Raw genomic sequence first — 22,266 nt, forward strand, 5'->3', positions numbered from 1 at the left:
ACCGAGATCTACACTCTCTCCGTCGTCGGCAGCGTCAGATGTGTATAAGAGACAGCTTCTTAGTAGAGTACTCATAAAATATTCCCTTTATAATTAACAAACAAAAAAAACCGGAAATTTGCATTTCCGGCAAACACCTTTCTTATCTAATAGCCGCTTCGGTATCGGCGTCGAAGAAATGGCACTTATTCATATCGAACTGAATGCCGATAGTATCTCCGGCTACGTAGTCATTGGCCGCGCCTGCGCGGACAACCAGTTCATGTCCGCCCACGGTGGCATAAAGCATAAATTCGGCACCGGTAAGCTCAGCGACGCTGACCTTCGCCGCAATATCTTCTCCGCTGCTCTGCAGGGTAAGAATGTCTTCCGGACGGATCCCGAAGACGACCGCTTTACGCTGGTAACCTTGCGCATTCAACTCGGCCAGCTTGTCCTCAGGGATCTCCAGACGCAGCGTTTCCGTTACGAAATAGCGATCGTCGATAGCGCCACGAATGAAGTTCATTGCCGGAGAGCCAATGAACCCTGCGACAAACATATTGGCCGGCTCGTTGTATACCTGCTTCGGCGCACCCACCTGCTGAATGATGCCGTCTTTCAGGATCACGATGCGGGTCGCCATCGTCATGGCTTCCGTCTGGTCGTGCGTAACATAGATCATGGTGGTGTTAAGCTTCTGGTGAAGCTTGCTGATTTCGGCACGCATCTGCACGCGAAGCTTGGCATCGAGGTTGGATAACGGCTCATCCATCAGGAAGACGCCCGCTTCGCGCACGATCGCCCTTCCCAGCGCCACGCGCTGGCGCTGACCACCTGATAAAGCGCCAGGTTTACGCTTAAGGTATTCGCGTAACCCTAAAATCTGCGCCGCCCAGTTCACGCGTTCTTCAATCACCGCGGGCGCTATTTTTTGCATTTTCAGGCCAAACGCCATGTTGTCGTAGACCGTCATATGCGGATAAAGCGCATAGTTCTGGAATACCATCGCGATATCACGCGATTTGGCAGGCACGTCATTCATGCACACGCCGTCGATAATCAGTTCACCCGCGCTGATCTCCTCAAGACCGGCAATCATTCGCAGCGTCGTGGATTTACCGCAGCCCGACGGACCGACGAAAACAATAAACTCTTTGTCTTCAATTTCGAGGTTGAAATCCTTAACCACGTGGACCTGGTTATCATAGATTTTCTGAATATGTTTCAGAGAAAGTTGAGCCATAATTTATTCCTTATCAATACGCCCGGGACGCCCAGAATTCTGTCAGGCATTTCCAGGTCAGTTCCCGCGTTGAATGAAGTTGTAATCCCGCATGGTTAAGGCCAGGCCCAATCCCGACCGACAGCATTCCTGCGGCGTTGATTGCTTCAACACCCGCAGCGGCATCTTCAATGCCAATCGCCTCTGCAGGACGCACGTTCAGCCCCGCACAGGCCGCAAGGAAGATCTCCGGGTCCGGCTTTGAACGGCAAATGCGGGAAGCATCAGCGCAAAAATCGAAGGCCTGATGAATGCCCAGCGCGTGCAAAATCCCTGGGGCATTGAGCGATACGGATGCCAGCCCAATCTTGACCTTCGCGGCACGGATCTCCGCCAGCACGTCGCGGATCCCCGGTAGAAGAGAATCCTGCGTCAGTGATGCCAGCGACTGGACGTAAAGCGCATTTTTTTTCGTCGCAAGCGCCAGGCACTGCTCCTCGCTAAACATCCCCTCTTTTCCGCCGTGCTTAAGAATGCGCTGGAGGGAATCCATGCGGCTTATCCCCTTGAGCTGTTCGTTAAACACTTCGTCGAAGGTAATGCCAATTTCCTCCGCCACGGCACGCCAGGCCAGAAAGTGGAGATGCGCGGTATCGGTGATCACACCGTCCAAATCGAATACAACAGCCTTAAGCGTCATGGCGCCCCTCCGTGGTAGCGGTCCCAGATGCGGATACAGAAAAGTCCTTATAGGTGCAAACTTTTCGCTCCGATACATGCATCGTTTTGCCCCACAGCGTCAGCGTGGCAGGCGCCGTGGTTTCAATGGTTAACACCTCGTTCTCATACGTGAAGTGCATTGCTGCGTTCCGCCACCGCAGCGGGAAAGCGAGTTTCTGCCAGTGAGCAGGCAGTTTTGGCGCGAGATGCAGTTCCCCTTCAATGATTTGCAGGCCAGCAAATCCCTGAATTGCGCCAGACCAGATCGCACCGGTTGCCGCGGCATGAATGCCCTCATCGCTGCTGTGCGGATCCTCGCCCAAATCAATGGCGATGCCATCGCGCCAGAAGGCATAGGCCCCCTGCGTGTCACCGCAGCGCGCGAGCACAATCCCGTGAATGGCCTTGCTCAGGGACGAATCATGGATCGTGCGTGGCTCATAGAACGCCAGATTGGCGGCGCATTGCTGTGGCGTAAACCGTTCTGGCAGCAGGTAATTAAGCATCACCACATCGGCCTGCTTCAGGATCTGCATCTCGTTCACTTCCGCGCGGGAATAATCGAGCAGAATCGTCTGTTTACCCGCTTTGGCTTTGTAGCGGCTCAGATCGATGGCAGGTTTTGCCATGAAGGAATCATCCTGCGGGATCACACCGTCTGCATCGGCCTCCGGTAGCCATAAGCGCGCCAGGAACTGCGCAGCATTCTCCGTAAAACGCGCATCCTCACGCCCAAACATCGCCATGAACTGGCGCGCGCAGGCAACGTTGTGCCAGGCCAGATAGTTGGTGTAGGCGTTGTTGTTCACGTGCTCGGTGTATTCGTCCGGTCCGATCACGTCATGGATTTCCAGACGACCATTGACGTCCGTTGCGCGTCCCATCCAGAACAAAGCCGTTTCCATCAGCAGCGTCAGGCCTTCGTTACGCATAAAGGCGTCATCATGCGTCGCCTGCCAGTACGCAACGACGGCCCAGGCAATATCAGCCACGATGTGATGCTCAGCAAGTGCGGAAGCCACCTTCTGGCGTACCCCGGTGCGGATGTTGATTGCCGCGAACTCCGGCGTCTCTTCCTCTCCGCTTGCGGCGCTTTCCCATGGGAACAACGCGCCCGGCCAGCCGTTACGACGGGCTTTTTCCCGTGCGCCAGCCAGATTAAGCCAGCGATAGCGCAGCAGGCTGCGGGCAACCTGCGGGCGGGTAAACAGATGGAAAGGCAGCAGGAAAATTTCGGTATCCCAGAAGACGTGCCCCTTGTACCCTTCGCCCGTCAGTCCTTTTGCGGCAATACTACTTCGCTCATCATGGGCAGGCGTCATCGTGGTCAGGTGCCAGACCGCATAATCCAGCGCCATCTGATCCTGTTGCTCTGCGGAAGTCACTTCCACCCGGGCATCACGCCAGACCTCTTTCCAGGCATACGCTGAGCTTTCAAGCAATGCTTCGTAACCTCTTGCGGCAGAAACTTTGAGATCGGCCAGCGCGTTGCGCGCAAAAGACTCCTGCGACAGCGCTTTATCGCTGCGATGCGTCACCCAGACGATCTTTTCAAGCGTGACAGTGTCACCCTGAGCAATGGTCAGTGAATGATGTACGCTGAGACGCCGATTTTTGGCGGTGAAACAGCTGTCACTTTTCGAGGAGAGTTGGCAAAACGCCGAAACAACAACCTCCGACGCCCGGTCCTGCGTTTCATACACCCCCTGCATATAGTGTTGATCAAAGACCCTGACCGAGATTTCATCCAGATGCTGTCTGCCGCTGTTCGTTTGCGTCGCATCAATGCCGGTTTTCAGCACGGCCTGCGCGGAGGCATCAAGGGGGGTGATTGCGAGCTGCATAGCCACTAATGGCAGCTGGTCCAGCGATACAAAACGACGGCTCTCCAGCCGATAGCGCTTGCCGTCGGGCGAACGCCAGACAACGTTACGATGCAGTTCGCCGTTTGCAAAGGCCAGCTCGCGCTGCCACTCAAGAATTTCCCCAGCCAGGAGGGTGAAATTGACGCCGTCCAGCTCTACATCAATACCGGTGATATCCGGCAGATTGACCAGCTCGGTGGTCTCGTTGCGCCCCGCGCGATGATACAGCCCAGCGAGATACATGCCTCTGGTCTGCTGGGTGTACTCTTCTTCATGCGCAGCGCGAATGCCCATGTAGCCATTGCCGCATGCCATGATGGAGGCGTATTTATTCAGGCTGTGAGGACAAAAGCCCGGATCGGTTAATACAGAGACGTTCAGCATAGTGTTACGCTTTCCCCTGTTTCTGCGGATTCATAAAGCGCACCAACAAGCTGCTGAATTACCAGTCCCTGTTCTGCATCGGCAATCATCACGGGCTCTCCCAGCACGTGACGTACAAAGGCATCCATGCTGCGCAGATGGCGCTGATCGTCCGCCTCTTCGCGCTGGGTAAGGGTTTCTAAAACACCGGCTTCGTCGTTGTAGATGTGCGCCGGGAACAGCGTTGCACCCGCCTTTTCACCGCAGAAAGAGACGTTCATTATCGACTGCTCGCGAATGTTAAGCGCAAAGGAGGTGTCCAGACGCAAAATGCCGCCGTTGCAGAATTCAATCGTGCCAAACAGCGCATCTTCCACGGTAAATTGCGCAGGATCCCACTCGCCAAACTGACCGGTGCTTTTACGGTTTCCCAGCCTCTGGAAGCTGTGCGCAGTCACCCGTTTGACCGCCGGGAAACCCAGGACATACATTGCGGCGTCGAGCATATGAATGCCGATATCAATCAGCGGTCCACCGCCCTGTAGCGATTTGTTGGTAAAAACGCCCCACCCCGGCACACCGCAGCGACGCAGCGCCTGCGCTGAGGTAAAGTAAATTTCACCAAGCGTTCCGTTCATTACCGCATCGCGCAGGAGTTGGGTATCCAGGGCAAAGCGATGGTGAAAATCATAGGCCAGGACTTTTCCTGCCTTGCGCGCCGCGATGCGCATCTCATCAGCCTGCTGCGGCGTCATCGCCGGGGGCTTTTCACACATCACATGGCAACCCGCCTCGAGCGACGCCATCACGTGTTCAAAATGGAACCGGTTGGGCGAACAGACGCTCACCACATCCGGTTTTACTGCCTGCAACATCTCGTGAGCGTCCTGCCATGCCGATGGAATAGCATAACGTTCCGCGAACGCCTGTGCCTGCTCAAGGTGGCTGTCCATGACAGCCACCATTTGAACATCACTGCGCGTGGCGTAATACGAGGCATGCACTTTGTCCGCGACCTGCCCGGCGCCAATAATGGCGACGCGCAGAGGCGAAGGTGTAGAAGCACTCATCACGCTCGTCATCCTTAGCATTCACGCAAATAAGTGAGAGAGTCCTGATAAGCCTTAGCCGGATCCTCGGCGCGAACACGGCATTCATACACCACGTATCCCTGATAGTTATCGGCACGCAGCTGATCGAACAGGCTGGCGAAATCGAGGCTGCCGCTGCCCGGCTGATAGCGGTGGTTATCTGCAATGTGAACATGACCCAGCAGATCGCGGTTCTGATGCAGCGCGTCCGTCAGTGAGTCTTCTTCAATGTTCATGTGATAGAAATCACCGATGATCTGCACGTGCTTCAGGCCGTTCTCTTCGATATAACGACGCGCGTCTGCCAGGGTGTTGATCATATGATCCTGGTAGCGGTTCAGCGGCTCCAGGTAGACGGTGGTGCCGGTGCGCGCGGCCACCTCATCCAGCCAGCGCAGCGAGGCGCTTACGGCTTTGCGGTCACCGTCCAGGCTGCGTGGAGAGGTCATTGGCGGCAGACGGAAGGTAAACATGCCCCAGGCAGCAGGCACGATAATGCCCTTTCCGCCGACTTCCGCCAGCGCTTCCAGAATGCGTTCGATCTGCTGTAATCCGTTCAGACGGCGTTCTTCGATGAAATCACCGATCCAGCCATCGTACCCGCCACATGCTGTCGTCACCGGCAGGCCCGTGGCTTTGATTGCGGCTTTCACTTCGTCGAGATTTTCCACCAGCAGACGTCCGTCAATTTCGTAGCCATCAAAACCCATCGCTTTGATGTACTCGAATTTTTCCATGATATTGGTCGGGAAAAAGGCCTGGTTTTGTGTTGCGATCTTCATGATTTGCTGTCCTTAGCTTAAAAAGTGACGCCCATTTTGATACTGAGTTCCGGATGCTGATCGACATACTTCATATAGCTTTCCGGGCTGGTGGTGAAGGTGACGACCGGGTCGATCAGATCTTCACAGTTCAGATAACCGTTCATCAGCAATTCCCAGCAGGTCTCTTCGATACGCTTGCGGCTCCAGCGCGGATAGTCCGGGTTCGGTTCACTGCAGGCGCGGGAGAAGACAATCTTCGCGTTGTTGAAGTGCGCTTCGCGGCCCAGGTTGAAGCCTGCCGCAAACGGTTTGGCGAAGGCCACGTAGGAGATGGTGCCGCCGTAGGCGAGCCCGCGCAGCGCGGACTGCAGCGCATCCGCAAAGCCGCTGGTTTCGATGATCACGTCCGCGCCCTGCTTCCCGGTCAGCTTTTTAATTTCCAGACCGACATCGGTACCGATTGGATTCAGGCAGTGGTCCGCGCCGTGACGGCGAGCGATCTCACAGCGGTGTTCAATCGGATCAACGCCGATAACCACTGACGCACCGGCTTTTTTCGCCAGCTGAATCGCAATCTGTCCGATGGCTCCCAGACCGACCACGACAACAAAGTCACCCACACGGACGTTGGCATCACGCACGCCGCTCATGGCGAACTGCGCCGGATCGTAGCAAACGGCATTCTTCCAGGACGCGCCCTGCGGCATTTTACGCAGCTTATAGTTGTTCACCGCGTTAACGATGACCGTTTCCTGCAGCGGGCCGTAGCAGCAGACGCTGTCGCCGATCTGGTATTCCGTTACGTCTGCACCGCATTCAATAATGTCGCCAACGATCATGTTGCCCAGCTGGAACTTACCGAATTCGATACCGCGCGCAGCGCCCTCTTCACGCGGCGTGAACATCTGCCACTCTGCGTTGAACTCTTCATCAATAAACGGGCTTGCCGCGCGGAAATCCACGACTTCCGTTCCGTGCTTCGGGGCGCCAAAGCGGGCGCGAATTTTCACTTCATGTGCTTCCACAGCACGGTCTTCATACTCCACCAGCGCCGCTACGCGTGGCGCTGTCGCAACTAACTTCTTCATAACTTGCTCCTGATAAAAAATTGGCCGCCTTAGCCCTTGACGCCACCGGCGGTCAAACCACTTTTAATAAAACGTTCAGAGAGTGCGTACATGATGACCACCGGAAGCGCCGTCACCAGCGATGCCGCCATCATGCGACCCCAGATATAATCTGGCGTACTAAAGAGCGTGTTCAGCCCGACCGGCAGGGTAAAGTTGCTGGCGCTGGACAGGAAAATGGAGGCAAACAGGTAGTCGTTCCATGCCACCATGAAGCAGTAAACAAACACCGACACGAGACCGGAAATGGCCAGCGGCACGGTAATGCGGAAGATGATTTGCAGGCGGTTCAGACCATCCATCATCGCGGCCTCTTCTATTTCGTCCGGAATGGTGTCGAAATAGCTGCGCAGCATGAATACCGCCGTAGGCAACGTCTGGGTCACCATGGTGATGATCAGCGCCAGTTCAGTGTCGTAAATGCCGAGCGCGGTGATGATTTTGAACAGCGGCACCACCAGCAAAATCCCGGAGAACATATAGACGGTGTAGAAGCTCGCGTTGATCGTCGCGCGTCCTTTAAAACGCAGTTTGGACAAGGCGTAAGCGCCCAGCGTGCCGAGAAACACCGCAATTACCGATGACGTCAGCGACACCACCATGCTGTTGCGGAAGTAATCCACGAACGGGAAAATTAGCGGGTTAAAGATGTCAACGTAATGCTGAAGCGTCCACGCCTGCGGCAGAATAGTCGGATTCAGCGATATGGCCTCTTTCGCGCTCTTGAATGACGTCATCAGCATCACGAAGAACGGGAACAGCGTGATAATCAGAAATACCACCAGCCCCAGATAGAAACCAATACGGCCCAGTATGCGTTTATTTGTTGCCATTGAGGTTTACCCTTTTTCTGGTCAGCAGAATGACGGCGAAGATGATCACAAACAGCACAACAGAAATGGCGGCTGCTTTGCCCAGATCGTTGAATGCAAAGGCAGTTTTATAGAGATACACGCCCAGAATATCGACCTTCGTGGTCAGCAGATAAACATCCGCAAACATGTAGAACATCCAGATGGTTCGTAGCGTCACCACCGTTGCCAGTACAGGCATGATGGCGGGCAACGTGACGATACGGAAACGCTGCCAGGCGTTGGCTCCGTCCATCTCTGCCGCTTCATACAGCGATTTATCAATGGTCTGCAAAATTGCCAGGAATGAGATAAAGGCATACGGGAAGTAGCGCCAGATGGCGAACAGCACCACCAGCACGAAGCTGCTGCCAGGGTTGTCGAACCAGAGCGGCGCCTGGTCATACAGATGCAGCAGATCGACGCCCAGATAGTTCACAATGCCGTAGCCGTTGTTGAACATGTATTTCCAGGCAAATACCAGGGAAATAGAGGGTGTCACGTAGGATAAAATCACCAGCGAACGCGCCGTCTTCCGGAGACGAAACTCACGGTTAAAGAAGATGGCGACGGCAAGCCCCAGCCCGGTGCTGCCGAGCACGACCAGCGCCGTATACCAGAACGTCATCCACAGCGAGTGCCAGAACGCAGCATCCCCCAGAATGCGGATGTAGTTATCCAGGCCAACAAACACCGCATCAATACGCGGGTTAAGCGGCAGGCGTAAGAAACTGATTTCAATATTGGAAATCATTGGCCAGGCCACCAGGCCCCCCAGCAAAATCAGGCTGGGGGCCAACAGCAGCATGGCGAAAGGCATATCTGAACGACCAGAAAACAACGTCTTCATAATTTCCTTCCGCAGAGCGCTCCTATCGTTGTGAAATCAGGTCAGTCAGTCGCGTCTGGCTCTTGCTAAGCGTTGCGCTGAGATCTTGTTTACCCACGGTGACGTTATGCACCATGGAGCTGATAATGCCGGACCCTGTCACATCGCCCATGCGCGTGAAGTTTTTGTCGCCGACAGCACCAAACACCTGTACGTTCGGGAATTGGGCGATCAGTTCATAAGGCAGTTGCCCAAACGCTTTAATCACCTCGTTGTTTTTCCAGGTATCCGTTCCTACGACCAGCGTGTTCACCGGCAGCGCCGCGCCCGGCGACATCATGACCCAGTCGGTTGCGTTTTGAGCCTGCTCCATCCACGTCACAAACTTTTCAGCCGCTTGCGTTTCTTCTTCGGTTTGTCCGCTGGTGATCGTCAACGAGGTGACCATGCCATAAACGGCAGAGGACTTTTCTGTCGGGACAACGAAGCCAAGGTTGGCAGGATTACCATCCTGGAATACCGCCGGCAGGATGTAGGTGGAATAGACGGCCATCGGTGCAGAACCGTTCATGAAGGCATCTTTGATCTCCATGACGTCGTTCGAGCCCGGCATGGTGGTCGCGGCCAGCGCTTTATAGAACGCCAGCGCTTTCGCCATTTCAGGGGTGTCAATTTCAACGTTTCCGTTGGCATCAAAAACGTTCGCGCCGCCGGAAAGCGCAAACTGGGAGAACGCCTGCTCGGTCATGACGCTTTCCGCGGTGGGCAGCGCAATACCGTAATGTTTGTTGGCCGGGTCGTTAAGCTTCTGGCTGGCTTTCAGCAGCTGTTCCCAGTTATGCGGTTCCTGAATACCCGCAGCGGCAAGCACATCTTTGTGATACCAGACGCCGGACAGCCAGGCGCTCATCGGCACCCCTGTCCAGGCTGTGCCGTCTTCAGTACGCACAACGCGCAGGATCCCGTCATAGAAGGTCTTTTCGCCTACCGCTTCAATGGCTTCACCGATAGCCTTGCGATCCAGCAGTTGTTCCTTATCCATGACTTTCGCGTAATCATGGCTGACTTCAATCACTTCAGGCAGCGCGCCCGTTCTGGCGAGCGTAATCACTTTGGTGTTGTAGGCATCTTCTTCCACCGGCACCTGCTTCACCGTAATGCCGGGGTTTTCTTTCTCGAATTTTTCGATCAGTTTCGTAATAACCGCCTGGCGCTCCTGCTCTACTGACGAGTGCATGAACTCAATGGTCACAGCAGACGCTTTATCATCTTTACAGCCTGATAACAGGGCGCACGAAACCAGTGCTGATAACAGCACAATTTTGGGCATTTTCATTTTAGGGTCCTTTTTAGTTTTCTTTAATCCACATAACCTGCCATGGATTGAGGGTCAGCTCTTTACCGCTAACAGCTTGTCCTGATAGTAATTCCATACCAGTAAGCGTGTCCCCATAAACGGTATGAACGTTATTACTAAAATTAAACAGGGCTGTAATTCTCTCACCGTTTTCAGCCACGCGAACAATTTTAAGAATTTGTTCATCCAGTGATTCAAAAAATGCCTGTGCATCAGGGTGAAACGCACTTTCCCCACGACGAATCGCAATAAACTCGCTTAAACGGGAATAAATTTTATGACGAATGCTATTTTTATTATTAAGTTCGAGATCAACCTGACCTGCGGTATATTTCTTGCGGTTTATCGCGCGGTTATAGCCGAGGCGCTCGACCCCTTCATAATCGTTACGGGAGCCAAGAATACTTTGAATATACACGGCAGGTACACCTGGGAAACTTAACAGCACCGCATGCGCCAGAATAAAGCGCGCAATGCGCTCATCATCTGAACTGTTTTGCGCGCTTAACGCGTCAAGATAGGTCACATTAATTTCGTAAGGGCTTCTCGTTCCGTCAGGATTATTTTTCCAGTTGACCAGCGCCCCTTCCTGCTGAAGTTTCTCAACCAGTGCGAGGATTTCTGATTCCGGCAGAATGCCGCGCAGTGGGTTCAGACCGATACCGTCATGAGACGCCAGGAAATTGAACCAGGTCGTTTTTGTTGAAGGCAGCGCCAGCGATCCCGCCCACTGACAGAGAGCGTTAACATCCTGACGGTGCACTGCATGCAGCACCAGCGGCGGCAAGGAGAACTGGTAGACCATCTGAGCTTCATTTTCACCGTCACCGAAATAAGAGATATTGTCCTTATGCGGAACGTTCGTCTCAGTAATGATCACGGTACCCGGCGCCACGGCCTCGGTAATAGCACGGAAAAGCTGGATAAGGCAGTGAGTCTGTTCCAGATGGATGCAGCTTGTTCCAGGGATCTTCCACATAAATCCGACGGCGTCCAGACGGATATAACGCGCCCCTTCCGCCAGGTAATGGAGCAGCACGTCAACCATCGCAATCAGCACCTGAGGCGAGGCGAAGTTAAGATCGATCTGGTCATCGCTGAAGGTGGTCCAAAGATGACGCACGCTGCCATCATGCAGCGTAAATGGCGTCAGCAACGGTAATGCACGAGGACGCGTCACCGCAGATAAATCAGTTTCTGGATCGACAGCAATAAAGAAATCTTCGTAGCCAGGTTTCTGCGCAAGATAATTAGCAAACCATTCACTTTTTGCTGACATATGGTTGCAGACGAAATCAAACATTAAGCTGGCAGACTGTTTTAAATCAGCAACGTCTTGCCAGGTCCCGGTTTCAGGCGCAACGTTGTGGTAATCAATAACGGAAAATCCGTCATCAGAGGACCACGGATAAAAAGGTAAAAGGTGGACATGGGAAAACGTGCGAGCAAGCCACTCATTATAAAAGCGGGTAAATACCGGCAACGCTTTCTCCCCTTTCGCGGAGAACTGATCGGCGTAGGTGATCAGAACAACATCTTTTTCATCCCAGCCTGATTTACGCTTTTCTGTAATATCAACAGCAGCTTGTTCAAGCTTTGTTAATAACACTTTAAAATGTGCTTCAGAAAATGATTCACCGTAAATATGATTGATAAGTTTTTTAATTTTTGCGTTCACATTATTTTCCATGGTAGCGGTCCCACGAAGGGCAATCTACTCCCCTGAAAAATATCTGTCAACGAACCGGGAGGCTGAAAAACGCAATTACAAAGCAGCTCTGTGCAGTAATGTGAGCTGCCGCAAAGAAAGTGAGGGAAAGGGATGAAATGTCGTTAGCCCTTCCGGGGAGAGAAAGGGCTAACGCGAGCGTGAATTATCGGGATAAGTAGCGGCGTGACAGCCGCTTTGCCGCTTTTTGCAACAGAGGTTCAAGCGCCACGGCCAGCAACATTCTGACCGGCTTGCGGGCAACAGATTTGATCGCCCAGCCCGCCACACCTGCCGGGCCGTAACGTAACGCCGTCATCAGAACCAGTTTACCTGCGATTTTCAGGCCGGGTTTTACCTTCTGACCGGCCTGTTGCCAGTTTTTCTTCATGTATATTCTCTCTTAAAGCTGACGAAAACGACTTCTCAGCGTAAAGGTATCGGATGTGACATAGCGTTCCATTTCACGTAACCGCTTCTCCCCTTCAGCCAGCCGATCGTCAACCGCATTGAGAAGATCGTTACTGGTAGGCGCGCCTTCCGCAGCCAGTTCGCCTTCCGGCATCGGGTCAAGTACAAACGACAGCACGATGTAGGCCACGAAAGTGATAAACGCCAGGCCGAAAAATATCGACAGCACCGTGACCACACGAACCAGCTTTACCGGAACGTCGAGATAATGGGCCAGCCCGGCGCAAACGCCGCGCACCATGCCCTGCTGTGGAATTCGCCACAATTTTTTGTTCAGATTCAGTCCTGACATTAACGGTCCCTCCAGTTAGGATGTTCTGCATCCAGGATTGCTTCCAGCGCCTGAATGCGATCGCGCATCTTGTTAGCCTGGTCGGTAAGCTGCGCAAGACGTTGTTGTTCACTCTGGGATAAATCGTTCCCTGAAGAACGGTTGCTGTAGTGCAGCCATAGCCAAATCGGCAAAACAAACAGCACGAAAATCGTCAGGGGAATGGCCAGGAAAAGCGCGCTCATGTGTACTCCTTGTCGTCGGATGCTTAGCGGCACGCTCAGGTGCCGCAACATTATTATTGGTTATCTTGCTTCATTTTGGCTTTCAATGCCGCCAGCTGCTCGCTGATTTCATCGTCCGCTTTCAGATCGGCAAACTGTTGATCCAGCGACTTTTGCTTACCGATGCCGTGGCTCTCTGCTTCCGCTTCCATCTGGTCGATACGACGCTCGAATGACTCAAAACGCGCCATGGCCTCATCCAGCTTGCCACTGTCCAGCTGACGACGCACGTCGCGGGAAGAGCTTGCCGCCTGATGACGCAGGGTCAGCGCCTGCTGACGCGCGCGGGTTTCGCTCAGTTTATTTTCGAGCTCACCAATCTCTTTTTTCATGCGGGTGAGCGTGTCTTCCACCAGCGTGACTTCATGCTCCAGCGTAGCGATCATGTCCGCCAGCTTCTGCTTTTCAATTAACGCTGCGCGAGCAAGATCTTCTTTATCTTTGCGCAGGGCGAGTTCCGCCTTTTCCTGCCATTCATTGAGCTGAGCGGTGGCCTGCTCAATACGGCGCGTTAACTGTTTTTTCTCAGCCAGCGCACGGGCGGAGGTAGAACGCACTTCAACCAGCGTGTCTTCCATCTCCTGAATCATCAGGCGCACCAGCTTCTGCGGATCTTCTGCTTTCTCCAGCAGTGAGTTGATGTTGGCGTTCACGATGTCGGCAAAACGAGAAAAAATACCCATAATCAAATCCTCATAGTTCTGTTATCGGGCTATGCCCTGCTGTACTGACAATACAATTCCCGTGCCATTTTTTTATCTTATTGATTTTACAAGGTGTGATTGATTTTTATTCACCACAGAACTATGCTCACCTGGTGAATATCGCTAAGGAGTGGTTAATTTCATCATGGCTCAATACAAAGATAACTTACTCGGCGAAGCCAACAGCTTTCTTGAGGTGCTGGAACAGGTCTCTCGCCTTGCGCCGCTCAACAAACCGGTGCTGATTATCGGCGAGCGCGGCACGGGTAAGGAACTGATTGCCAACCGTCTGCACTATTTATCCGGACGCTGGGACGGCCCCTTCATTTCTCTAAACTGTGCGGCGCTGAATGAAAACCTGCTCGATACCGAGCTGTTCGGCCACGAGGCGGGCGCGTTTACCGGCGCTCAGAAGCGCCATCCGGGACGTTTTGAGCGCGCCGACGGCGGCACCCTGTTCCTTGATGAACTCGCCACCGCGCCGATGCTGGTGCAGGAAAAGCTGCTGCGCGTGATTGAGTATGGTGAACTGGAGCGCGTCGGCGGCAGCCAGCCACTGCAGGTTAACGTGCGCCTGGTCTGCGCCACCAACGCCAATCTGCCGGATATGGTCGCGGAGGAGAAATTCCGTGCCGATCTGCTTGACCGCCTGGCCTTTGACGTCGTTCAGCTTCCGCCCCTGCGCGACAGGAGAAGCGACATCATGCTGCTTGCTCAACAATTTGCGATTCAGATGTGCCGCGAGCTCGGTCTCCCTCTTTTCCCCGGCTTCAGCGATCATGCGCGGGAGACGCTTCTGGCCTACCGCTGGCCGGGAAATATCCGCGAACTGAAGAACGTTGTGGAGCGTTCTGTTTACCGCCACGGCAGCAGCGAGACGGAGCTGGACAATATCATTATCGATCCTTTTCAGCGCAATGCGCCGCCGGTTCCCTCCCCGTCATCGTCAGGCGATACTCCCGCGCTGCCCCTTGATTTGCGCCAGTTCCAGCACGAGCAGGAGCAACAGCTGCTGGAGCAAAGCCTGAAGGCGGCGAAATATAACCAGAAACGCGCGGCCGAACTCCTGGGCCTGACCTACCATCAGTTACGGGCATTGCTTAAAAAGCATCAAATGCGCTGACAATATCGGCACTTACCCGCAGACATTTTTACGAAGCAGGCGTAAGTGCGATACACTTTGCAGATCGAACCTAAAAACCTTAAAAATTATGCGTCTGGTTTTATCGTCCTTTTTTGCACTCGGTCTGTTCAGCGGCCTGGCGTTTGCTGCGCCCGGGCAGTCAACGCAGCCTGACATTCGTGACAGCGGCTTCGTCTATTGCGTCAGTGGCCAGGTGGACACCTTCAACCCGCAAAAAGCGGGCAGCGGCCTGATTGTGGATACGCTCGCCGCGCAGCTTTACGACCGTCTGCTTGATGTCGACCCGTACACCTATCGCCTGGTGCCTGAACTTGCGGAAAGCTGGGAAGTCCTGGATAACGGTGCAACCTACCGTTTTCGCCTGCGCGATGATGTCGCGTTTCAGCGTACGCCGTGGTTTACCCCCACGCGCAAGCTGAACGCGGATGACGTGGTCTTCACCTTCCAGCGTATCTTTAACCGTAACCACCCGTGGCATAACGTTAACGGGGATAATTTCCCCTATTTCGACAGCCTGCAGTTTGCCGACACCGTTAAAAGCGTGCGCAAGCTGGACAGCCGGACGGTTGAATTTACGCTGACGCGCCCGGATGCCTCCTTCCTCTGGCACCTGGCGACCCACTATGCGTCCGTTATGTCCGCCGAATACGCGGCGAAGCTGACGAAAAAAGATCGTCAGGAGCTGCTCGACCGTCAGCCGGTGGGTACCGGTCCATTCCAGCTGGCCGAATACCGCGCGGGGCAATATATTCGCCTGCAGCGCCACGAACATTTCTGGCGCGGTACGCCGCTGATGCCGCAGGTGGTGGTCGATCTCGGGTCTGGCGGAACGGGACGGCTCTCGAAACTGCTCACCGGGGAATGCGACGTGCTCGCCTGGCCCGCTGCCAGCCAGCTCACCATTTTGCGCGACGATCCGCGTCTGCGTCTGACGTTACGCCCGGGGATGAACATCGCTTATCTGGCCTTTAACACCGATAAGCCGCCGCTGAACAACCCTGCCGTACGTCACGCACTGGCGCTGGCGATCAACAACCAGCGTCTGATGCAGTCGATCTACTACGGCACGGCGGAAACCGCCGCCTCAATTTTACCGCGCGCCTCGTGGGCCTACGACGGTGAGGCTAAAATTACGGAATACAATCCGGCAAAAGCGCGTGAACAACTGAAAGCGCTGGGCGCGGAAAACCTGACGCTCCAGCTTTGGGTGCCCACCAGCTCCCAGGCGTGGAACCCGAGCCCGCTGAAAACCGCTGAACTGCTGCAGGCGGATATGGCGCAGGTGGGCGTCAAGGTGATCATCGTACCGGTTGAGGGCCGTTTCCAGGAGGCGCGCCTGATGGATATGAATCACGACCTCACCCTGACAGGCTGGGCTACCGACAGTAACGATCCGGACAGCTTCTTCCGGCCGCTGCTGAGCTGTGCTGCGATAAATTCGCAGACCAACTACGCCCACTGGTGTAACCGGGAGTTCGACGCCGTGCTGCAAAAAGCGCTCTCTTCCCAACAGCTGGCCTCGCGCATTGACGCTTATGATGAAGCGCAAAAGATACTCGCTCAGGAACTGCCCGTGCTGCCGCTGGCCTCTTCCCTGCGCCTTCAGGCCTACCGCTATGATATTAAAGGCCTGGTGCTGAGCCCGTTCGGCAACGCCTCGTTCGCCGGCGTATCGCGTGAAAAAGAACAAGAGGTGAAAAAACCATGATTATTTTTACCTTGCGTCGGCTCCTTTTACTGCTGGTGACGCTCTTTTTCCTGAACTTTGTCGGCTTCAGCCTGAGCTATTTTACGCCGCATGCCCCGCTACAGGGCTCATCGCTGTGGGATGCCTGGCTGTTCTGGTTTAACGGGCTGCTGCACTGGGATTTCGGCGTGTCGAGCATCAACGGGCAGCTTATCTCCGATCAGCTAAAAGAGGTTTTCCCGGCCACGATGGAGCTGTGCATTCTGGCCTTCGGCTTTGCCCTGATGGTAGGTATTCCCGTGGGCATGCTGGCCGGGATCTACCGCAACAAATGGCAGGATAAGTTTATCAGCGCCCTTGCCCTGCTCGGCTTCTCTATCCCGGTATTCTGGCTGGCGCTGCTGCTGACGCTGTTCTTCTCGCTGACGATGGGTTGGCTACCGGTCTCTGGCCGTTTTGACCTGCTCTATACGGTTAAAACGGTAACGGGTTTTGCCATCATTGACGCCTGGCTGTCCGATTCCGTCTGGCGCCATGAGATGATCGTCAGCGCCCTGCGTCATATGGTACTGCCAGTGCTGACGCTGGCGGTTGCGCCGACAACCGAGGTGATCCGTCTGATGCGCCTGAGCACCATCGAGGTGTTTGAGCAGAACTATGTCAAAGCTGCCGCCACGCGCGGATTGTCGCGCCTGACCATACTGCGCCGCAACGTCCTGCACAACGCTCTGCCGCCGGTAATTCCGCGCCTGGGGCTGCAGTTTTCCACCATGCTTACGCTGGCCATGATCACCGAGATGGTCTTTAGCTGGCCCGGGCTGGGACGCTGGCTGATTAACGCCATCCGTCAGCAGGATTATGCTGCTATCTCAGCGGGTGTGATGGTGATTGGTTCGCTGGTCATTATTGTTAACGTGTTGTCCGATATTTTGGGTGCGATGGCTAACCCATTGAAGCATAAGGAATGGTATGCCTTACGATAACGTTTACAGTGAAAAGCGCACGCCCGGTGCGCTGCGTACCGTGTGGCGTAAGTTCTATGGTGACACCACGGCAATGATCGGCCTTTATGGCTGCGCCGGTCTGGTATTGCTTTGCCTCTTTGGTTCGTGGTTTGCGCCTTATGGCATCGATCAGCAGTTCCTGGGCTATCAGCTGCTACCGCCTTCCTGGTCACGCTACGGCGAAGTCTCATTCTTCCTAGGCACTGACGATCTCGGACGCGACGTATTGAGCCGTCTGTTAAGCGGGGCTGCCCCGACGGTGGGCGGCGCGTTTGTCGTGACGCTCGCGGCGACGCTCTGTGGACTGGCTCTCGGTATTTTCGCGGGCTCCACGCATGGCCTGCGCTCGGCGGTGCTGAACCACATTCTGGACACGCTGCTGTCGATTCCGTCTCTGCTGCTGGCAATCATTGTGGTTGCCTTTGCCGGTCCGCATCTGTCGCATGCCATGTTCGCCGTCTGGCTGGCTATCCTCCCCCGCATCGTGCGCTCGGTTTACAGCATGGTGCATGACGAGCTGGAAAAAGAGTATGTCGTTGCGGCCCGTCTGGACGGCGCGACGACCTTCAATATTTTGTGGTTTGCCGTTCTGCCAAACATCGCCGCCGGGCTGGTCACCGAGATCACCCGTGCGCTGTCGATGGCGATCCTGGACATCGCTGCGCTCGGGTTCCTCGACCTCGGTGCGCAGCTGCCGTCCCCTGAATGGGGTGCGATGCTCGGTGACGCGCTGGAGCTAATCTACGTGGCGCCGTGGACGGTTATGCTGCCGGGGGCGGCGATTATGGTAAGCGTGTTGCTGATCAACCTGCTGGGCGATGGTATTCGCCGTGCAATTAACGCGGGGGTGCAATAATGCCGCTTCTTGATATTCGCAACCTCACCATTGAATTCAAAACCGGTGAAGGCTGGGTTAAAGCCGTCGATCGCATCAGCATTACTCTCGCCGAGGGCGAGATTCGCGGGCTGGTGGGTGAATCTGGTTCGGGAAAAAGCCTGATCGCCAAAGCTATCTGCGGCGTGGCGAAAGACAACTGGCGCGTGACCGCCGACCGCATGCGGTTCGACGATATAGACCTGCTGCGCCTCTCCCCGCGCGAGCGTCGCAAGCTGGTCGGCCATAACGTCTCGATGATTTTCCAGGAGCCACAGTCCTGCCTCGATCCGTCCGAGCGCGTAGGCAAACAGCTGATGCAGAACATTCCCGGCTGGACCTATAAAGGCCGCTGGTGGCAGCGTTTCGGCTGGCGCAAGCGCCGCGCCATTGAGCTATTACACCGCGTCGGGATCAAAGACCATAAAGACGCGATGCGCAGCTTCCCGTATGAGCTGACCGACGGTGAATGCCAGAAGGTGATGATTGCCATCGCCCTGGCTAATCAGCCGCGTTTGCTGATTGCGGATGAACCCACCAACGCGATGGAGCCGACCACCCAGGCACAAATTTTCCGCCTGCTGTCGCGCCTGAACCAGAACAATAACACCACCATTTTGCTGATCAGCCATGACCTGCAAATGCTCAGCAAATGGGCGGATAAAATTGACGTGATGTACTGCGGGCAAACGGTCGAAACTGCCCCGAGTGAGGAGCTGATCGCCGCGCCGCACCATCCATATACGCAGGCGCTTATCCGCGCCATTCCTGATTTTGGCAGCGCCATGCCGCACAAGAGCCGTCTGAATACCCTGCCCGGAGCGATTCCGCTGCTGGAATCGTTGCCGATAGGCTGTCGTCTGGGGCCGCGTTGTCCGTATGCTCAGCGTAAATGTATCGAAACGCCGCGCCTGACCGGCGCCAAAAATCATCTTTACGCCTGTCATTTCCCGCTGAACATGGAGAGAGAGTGAAATGGTCGAAACCTTGCTGGAAGTCCGCAATCTGAGTAAGACCTTTCGCTATCGCACGGGGCTGTTTCATCGTCAGACTGTCGAAGCGGTTAAGCCGCTGAGTTTTACCCTGCGTGAAAAACAGACGCTGGCGATCATCGGCGAAAACGGCTCCGGTAAATCCACGCTGGCGAAAATGCTTGCCGGCATGGTCGAGCCCACTGCTGGAGAAGTGTTGATTGACGATCATCCTCTGCAGTTTGGCGATTACTCTTTCCGCAGCCAGCGCATCCGCATGATCTTTCAGGATCCGTCTACCTCGCTTAATCCACGCCAGCGCATTTCGCAGATCCTTGATTTCCCTCTGCGTCTGAATACCGAACTGGAGCCAGAGGCGCGCCGCAAGCGTATCTTCGAAACACTGCGTATGGTTGGGCTGTTACCGGATCACGAAAGCTACTACCCGCATATGCTGGCTCCCGGTCAGAAACAGCGTCTGGGTCTGGCCCGCGCGTTGATTCTGCGCCCGAAAGTGATCGTTGCAGACGAAGCGCTTGCCTCGCTGGATATGTCGATGCGTTCGCAGCTGATCAACCTGATGCTCGAATTACAGGAAAAGCAGGGTATCTCCTACATCTACGTCACCCAGCATCTGGGGATGATGAAGCACATCAGCGATCAGGTGATGGTCATGCACCAGGGGGAAGTCGTCGAGCGCGGCAGCACGGCGGATGTGATGGCCTCCCCGCTTCATGAGCTGACGAAAAGGCTAATTGCCGGGCATTTCGGTGAAGCATTGACCGCCGATGCGTGGAGAAAAGACCGTTAAGCGCGGCGGTGAACACGGATTGCTCCGCTCAAATAAGGATTAAATAGCCTGCGTGCGCTATTTAATCCTTTTATTTTTTGTCTCCATCCCTGCTCCATATTTTAAGCAATATCTATCAATAGTTCTTCTCCAGAATACCGGGACATTACGGAGGAGAAGAAATGAACACCACCACATATGTTCTAAAATATACGGAGTATCTCATCAGAAAATGCCGTTCATATTTCATGACGGACCTCAATTTTCATACTGCAAAACTCAAAAAGACATCAGGCATAACCCCTGACATTAAATCACCCACTACGTTGAGTGAAAAAATATGTCATCGCCTGGTCTATGACCATAATAATCTCTACACAATGCTTGCCGATAAACTCGCCGTCCGCGAATACGTTGCGTCCAGAACAACGCGAGTAAAAGCGGTGCCTTTGATTGGTGTATACCGCAGGTTTTCGCATATCGATTTTTCAACACTGCCCGATCAATTCGTCCTTAAGTGCAATCATGACAGTGGAAGCACAATAATCTGTACAAACAAAAACCAGTTCAATTACCGGCAAGCCCGAAAAAAGCTCACTCTCGCATTAAAGAAGAATTTGTATTACACCACGCGCGAGTGGCAGTACAAAAATATTACACCCGTTATACTGTGTGAGCCCTATGTCGATCTTTTCAATAATGCGGACAGGAACAGCACGCCGGAAATGCTGAGAATTCACTGTTTTCACGGCGTCGCACACTATGTTGAGGCCGATTTTACGGATGACCTCGGCAGAGAGTTTATCAACGTTTACGACCGACACTGGAATTTACAGCCCTTCCAGATGGAATATCCTAATACGCCGGTCGCGCCCGGCGAGCCGAAATTGTTCCGTGAGGCTCTGCTGGCCTCTCAGGAGCTGGCGAAGGGTCTTGACTACTGCCGCGTTGACCTCATGTTGAAAAGCGATGAAATTTACTTCAGTGAAATAACCTTAAGCCCAAAACGGGGCAAATTGCGAATTACCCCTCTGGAATGGGATACAAAGTTAGGCGATATATGGCAGTTGCCGCTATCGGCGGGCAGGCCAGGCTGACCTGCCGCCAGGGCTCAGGCATCGGGCCAGGTCAGTTTGAACAGGGAGTGGTTTTGCTTCGATAAGGTATACGTTACATCGCCACCATGAGCCAGCATGATGGCTTTTACCACCGATAAGCCTAAACCACATCCTTCGGGATTAACATCTCTGGCACCTTTATCCCGCTGGAAAGGTTGAAATAAGAAATCATGAAATTCCCTGGGGATGCCCGGCCCGCCATCCTCAATAAGGATATAATTGCCTTTATCAGAGACGCCATTTTTTACGATGAGTTTCCGCGAAGTTGAATAATGTAATGCGTTGTCAAACAGAACGGCCAGACACTGATTGATGCGCAACGGATCGAACACGCATCGCTGTTCCCTCAACTCTGTTTTAATCACAAACTGATTGTGCTTGAACTCGGGCATGAAAGTATCAAGCGCATCCTGGATTGTGCCTTTGAGGTCCGTTCTGGATTTATACAGCGTATAACCCGCCCCGCCGTCAGAGCTGATCACCCGAAGATCTTCAATCAAACGGGTTAACCCCTCAGTCTGCTTGAGAAGATTATTAAAAAGCAGCGGATCCGGCTCAAAAACGCCGTCAACCAGCCCCTGAAGCCGCCCGCGTAAAATCGTGACCGGGGTTCTCAGCTCATGGGCAATGGCGGCGTTCCAGGATTTCCTCTGAATATCCAGCGTCTGGAGTTTTTCCGCCATTTCATTGAAATCCGTGACCAGATGATTGACCTCTCCCAGACGGGAGCTGGCGCAATAAGCACGGGCATCCAGCTGGCCCTGAGAAATTTTTCTCAGGCTGGACGCTACCGCATTTAACGGGGTGAGTATTCGTGAAGAAAGTTTTATCGTTAAAAATATCGCGATTATTAGACTGATTGTTGTCGCGGTCCCGATCCACACCCAGTCCCACATCGTCATTTGCTCGTCATCGCCCTCAACGGCACCGCCGGGGAGGTGATCGAGAATAAAAGAGTAAAAAAACCAGGAGCCCAGTACCGCAATGGCAATGATCATAAACGTCAGCAGCAGCATATACGTTAAGATCTGCCTGTCTCTTATACACATCTGACGCTGCCGACGACGGA

Annotated in this window: 22 protein-coding genes; 7 read left to right on the top strand and 15 right to left on the bottom strand. The window is 54.2% G+C overall.

Features of this window, described 5'->3' with window-relative positions:
* Nucleotides 1–142 precede the first annotated feature (142 nt).
* From HBA26_RS20490 to pspA, 14 genes are all read right to left on the bottom strand, one after another.
* Nucleotides 143–1,225 carry an ABC transporter ATP-binding protein gene (locus HBA26_RS20490; RefSeq protein ID WP_041909689.1) on the bottom strand — a complete coding sequence of 361 codons (1,083 nt, stop codon included), beginning with the start codon at nucleotides 1,223–1,225 and terminating at the stop codon, nucleotides 143–145.
* A 13-nt stretch (nucleotides 1,226–1,238) separates the two neighbouring features.
* Nucleotides 1,239–1,904, bottom strand: a complete 666-nt coding sequence (gene pgmB, locus HBA26_RS20495; RefSeq protein ID WP_045260648.1) for a beta-phosphoglucomutase — start codon at nucleotides 1,902–1,904, stop codon at nucleotides 1,239–1,241.
* Complete coding sequence (locus tag HBA26_RS20500) at nucleotides 1,894–4,173, bottom strand: glycoside hydrolase family 65 protein (protein ID WP_126345844.1); 2,280 nt, start codon at nucleotides 4,171–4,173, stop codon at nucleotides 1,894–1,896. Before HBA26_RS20500 ends, pgmB begins: the two co-directional genes overlap by 11 nt.
* A complete protein-coding gene (locus HBA26_RS20505) occupies nucleotides 4,167–5,225 on the bottom strand; it encodes a Gfo/Idh/MocA family oxidoreductase (RefSeq protein WP_166721028.1) in 1,059 nt (352 codons plus the stop codon). The genes HBA26_RS20500 and HBA26_RS20505 overlap by 7 nt, the downstream gene beginning before the upstream one ends.
* 11 nt (nucleotides 5,226–5,236) lie before the next feature.
* On the bottom strand, nucleotides 5,237–6,025 hold the full coding sequence (locus tag HBA26_RS20510) for a sugar phosphate isomerase/epimerase family protein (RefSeq protein WP_045260650.1): 789 nt from the start codon (nucleotides 6,023–6,025) through the stop codon (nucleotides 5,237–5,239).
* Nucleotides 6,026–6,042: 17 nt separating this feature from the next.
* Nucleotides 6,043–7,095 (bottom strand): zinc-binding alcohol dehydrogenase, encoded by a 1,053-nt coding sequence (locus HBA26_RS20515; RefSeq protein WP_041909681.1) that lies wholly within the window; start codon nucleotides 7,093–7,095, stop codon nucleotides 6,043–6,045.
* 29 nt (nucleotides 7,096–7,124) lie between these two features.
* Entirely contained in the window at nucleotides 7,125–7,967 is an 843-nt protein-coding gene (locus tag HBA26_RS20520) for a carbohydrate ABC transporter permease (protein ID WP_045630526.1), read from the bottom strand.
* Entirely contained in the window at nucleotides 7,954–8,835 is an 882-nt protein-coding gene (locus HBA26_RS20525) for a sugar ABC transporter permease (RefSeq protein ID WP_028013373.1), read from the bottom strand. Before HBA26_RS20525 ends, HBA26_RS20520 begins: the two co-directional genes overlap by 14 nt.
* A 22-nt stretch (nucleotides 8,836–8,857) precedes the next feature.
* Entirely contained in the window at nucleotides 8,858–10,150 is a 1,293-nt protein-coding gene (locus tag HBA26_RS20530; RefSeq protein WP_047368688.1) for an ABC transporter substrate-binding protein, read from the bottom strand.
* A gap of 13 nt (nucleotides 10,151–10,163) precedes the next feature.
* Nucleotides 10,164–11,861 (bottom strand): sugar phosphorylase, encoded by a 1,698-nt coding sequence (locus tag HBA26_RS20535; RefSeq protein WP_028013375.1) that lies wholly within the window; start codon nucleotides 11,859–11,861, stop codon nucleotides 10,164–10,166.
* Between the two features lie 184 nt (nucleotides 11,862–12,045).
* The gene (gene pspD, locus HBA26_RS20540; protein ID WP_028013376.1) at nucleotides 12,046–12,270 is read right to left on the bottom strand and encodes a phage shock protein PspD; all 225 of its coding nucleotides are present in this window, start codon (nucleotides 12,268–12,270) and stop codon (nucleotides 12,046–12,048) included.
* A gap of 12 nt (nucleotides 12,271–12,282) precedes the next feature.
* A complete protein-coding gene (pspC, locus tag HBA26_RS20545; protein ID WP_028013377.1) occupies nucleotides 12,283–12,642 on the bottom strand; it encodes an envelope stress response membrane protein PspC in 360 nt (119 codons plus the stop codon).
* Nucleotides 12,642–12,866 (bottom strand): envelope stress response membrane protein PspB, encoded by a 225-nt coding sequence (gene pspB, locus HBA26_RS20550; RefSeq protein ID WP_028013378.1) that lies wholly within the window; start codon nucleotides 12,864–12,866, stop codon nucleotides 12,642–12,644. Before pspB ends, pspC begins: the two co-directional genes overlap by 1 nt.
* A 53-nt stretch (nucleotides 12,867–12,919) precedes the next feature.
* On the bottom strand, nucleotides 12,920–13,588 hold the full coding sequence (gene pspA / locus HBA26_RS20555) for a phage shock protein PspA (RefSeq protein WP_028013379.1): 669 nt from the start codon (nucleotides 13,586–13,588) through the stop codon (nucleotides 12,920–12,922).
* Between the two features lie 151 nt (nucleotides 13,589–13,739).
* Here pspA and pspF point away from each other — a divergent pair, with 151 nt between their 5' ends.
* The 7 genes from pspF (at nucleotide 13,740) to HBA26_RS20590 (ending at nucleotide 21,176) form a co-directional block, all read left to right on the top strand.
* Nucleotides 13,740–14,732, top strand: coding sequence for a phage shock protein operon transcriptional activator (gene pspF / locus HBA26_RS20560; protein ID WP_164558234.1), 993 nt, complete (start codon nucleotides 13,740–13,742; stop codon nucleotides 14,730–14,732).
* Between the two features lie 88 nt (nucleotides 14,733–14,820).
* A complete protein-coding gene (gene sapA / locus HBA26_RS20565; RefSeq protein ID WP_028013381.1) occupies nucleotides 14,821–16,461 on the top strand; it encodes an ABC transporter substrate-binding protein SapA in 1,641 nt (546 codons plus the stop codon).
* Nucleotides 16,458–17,423 carry a putrescine export ABC transporter permease SapB gene (gene sapB / locus HBA26_RS20570; protein ID WP_028013382.1) on the top strand — a complete coding sequence of 322 codons (966 nt, stop codon included), beginning with the start codon at nucleotides 16,458–16,460 and terminating at the stop codon, nucleotides 17,421–17,423. The genes sapA and sapB overlap by 4 nt, the downstream gene beginning before the upstream one ends.
* A complete protein-coding gene (gene sapC, locus HBA26_RS20575; protein WP_028013383.1) occupies nucleotides 17,410–18,300 on the top strand; it encodes a putrescine export ABC transporter permease SapC in 891 nt (296 codons plus the stop codon). The genes sapB and sapC overlap by 14 nt, the downstream gene beginning before the upstream one ends.
* The gene (gene sapD, locus HBA26_RS20580) at nucleotides 18,300–19,292 is read left to right on the top strand and encodes a putrescine export ABC transporter ATP-binding protein SapD (protein WP_028013384.1); all 993 of its coding nucleotides are present in this window, start codon (nucleotides 18,300–18,302) and stop codon (nucleotides 19,290–19,292) included. Before sapC ends, sapD begins: the two co-directional genes overlap by 1 nt.
* 1 nt (nucleotide 19,293) lies before the next feature.
* A complete protein-coding gene (gene sapF / locus HBA26_RS20585; protein WP_028013385.1) occupies nucleotides 19,294–20,100 on the top strand; it encodes a putrescine export ABC transporter ATP-binding protein SapF in 807 nt (268 codons plus the stop codon).
* A 161-nt stretch (nucleotides 20,101–20,261) separates the two neighbouring features.
* Nucleotides 20,262–21,176, top strand: a complete 915-nt coding sequence (locus HBA26_RS20590) for an ATP-grasp fold amidoligase family protein (RefSeq protein ID WP_047368691.1) — start codon at nucleotides 20,262–20,264, stop codon at nucleotides 21,174–21,176.
* A gap of 14 nt (nucleotides 21,177–21,190) precedes the next feature.
* Here the strand turns inward: HBA26_RS20590 and HBA26_RS20595 are convergent, their stop codons facing one another.
* The gene (locus tag HBA26_RS20595; RefSeq protein WP_166721029.1) at nucleotides 21,191–22,246 is read right to left on the bottom strand and encodes an ATP-binding protein; all 1,056 of its coding nucleotides are present in this window, start codon (nucleotides 22,244–22,246) and stop codon (nucleotides 21,191–21,193) included.
* Between the last annotated feature and the right edge of the window lie 20 nt (nucleotides 22,247–22,266).

Source organism: Enterobacter sp. 725m/11, assembly GCF_011683705.1.
In the GTDB taxonomy this organism is placed as follows: Bacteria; Pseudomonadota; Gammaproteobacteria; order Enterobacterales; family Enterobacteriaceae; genus Enterobacter; species Enterobacter bugandensis.

Coding starts and splice junctions, on each gene's coding strand:
- HBA26_RS20515 (WP_041909681.1), bottom strand. CDS start 7,095: ATGAAGAAGTTAGTTGCGACAGCGCCACGCGTAGCGGCGCTGGTGGAG.
- HBA26_RS20520 (WP_045630526.1), bottom strand. CDS start 7,967: ATGGCAACAAATAAACGCATACTGGGCCGTATTGGTTTCTATCTGGGG.
- HBA26_RS20510 (WP_045260650.1), bottom strand. CDS start 6,025: ATGAAGATCGCAACACAAAACCAGGCCTTTTTCCCGACCAATATCATG.
- pgmB (WP_045260648.1), bottom strand. CDS start 1,904: ATGACGCTTAAGGCTGTTGTATTCGATTTGGACGGTGTGATCACCGAT.
- sapF (WP_028013385.1), top strand. CDS start 19,294: ATGGTCGAAACCTTGCTGGAAGTCCGCAATCTGAGTAAGACCTTTCGC.
- sapC (WP_028013383.1), top strand. CDS start 17,410: ATGCCTTACGATAACGTTTACAGTGAAAAGCGCACGCCCGGTGCGCTG.
- HBA26_RS20595 (WP_166721029.1), bottom strand. CDS start 22,246: ATGTGTATAAGAGACAGGCAGATCTTAACGTATATGCTGCTGCTGACG.
- HBA26_RS20535 (WP_028013375.1), bottom strand. CDS start 11,861: ATGGAAAATAATGTGAACGCAAAAATTAAAAAACTTATCAATCATATT.
- HBA26_RS20490 (WP_041909689.1), bottom strand. CDS start 1,225: ATGGCTCAACTTTCTCTGAAACATATTCAGAAAATCTATGATAACCAG.
- HBA26_RS20525 (WP_028013373.1), bottom strand. CDS start 8,835: ATGAAGACGTTGTTTTCTGGTCGTTCAGATATGCCTTTCGCCATGCTG.
- sapD (WP_028013384.1), top strand. CDS start 18,300: ATGCCGCTTCTTGATATTCGCAACCTCACCATTGAATTCAAAACCGGT.
- HBA26_RS20500 (WP_126345844.1), bottom strand. CDS start 4,173: ATGCTGAACGTCTCTGTATTAACCGATCCGGGCTTTTGTCCTCACAGC.
- sapB (WP_028013382.1), top strand. CDS start 16,458: ATGATTATTTTTACCTTGCGTCGGCTCCTTTTACTGCTGGTGACGCTC.
- pspD (WP_028013376.1), bottom strand. CDS start 12,270: ATGAAGAAAAACTGGCAACAGGCCGGTCAGAAGGTAAAACCCGGCCTG.
- sapA (WP_028013381.1), top strand. CDS start 14,821: ATGCGTCTGGTTTTATCGTCCTTTTTTGCACTCGGTCTGTTCAGCGGC.
- pspA (WP_028013379.1), bottom strand. CDS start 13,588: ATGGGTATTTTTTCTCGTTTTGCCGACATCGTGAACGCCAACATCAAC.
- HBA26_RS20530 (WP_047368688.1), bottom strand. CDS start 10,150: ATGAAAATGCCCAAAATTGTGCTGTTATCAGCACTGGTTTCGTGCGCC.
- pspC (WP_028013377.1), bottom strand. CDS start 12,642: ATGTCAGGACTGAATCTGAACAAAAAATTGTGGCGAATTCCACAGCAG.
- pspB (WP_028013378.1), bottom strand. CDS start 12,866: ATGAGCGCGCTTTTCCTGGCCATTCCCCTGACGATTTTCGTGCTGTTT.
- HBA26_RS20590 (WP_047368691.1), top strand. CDS start 20,262: ATGAACACCACCACATATGTTCTAAAATATACGGAGTATCTCATCAGA.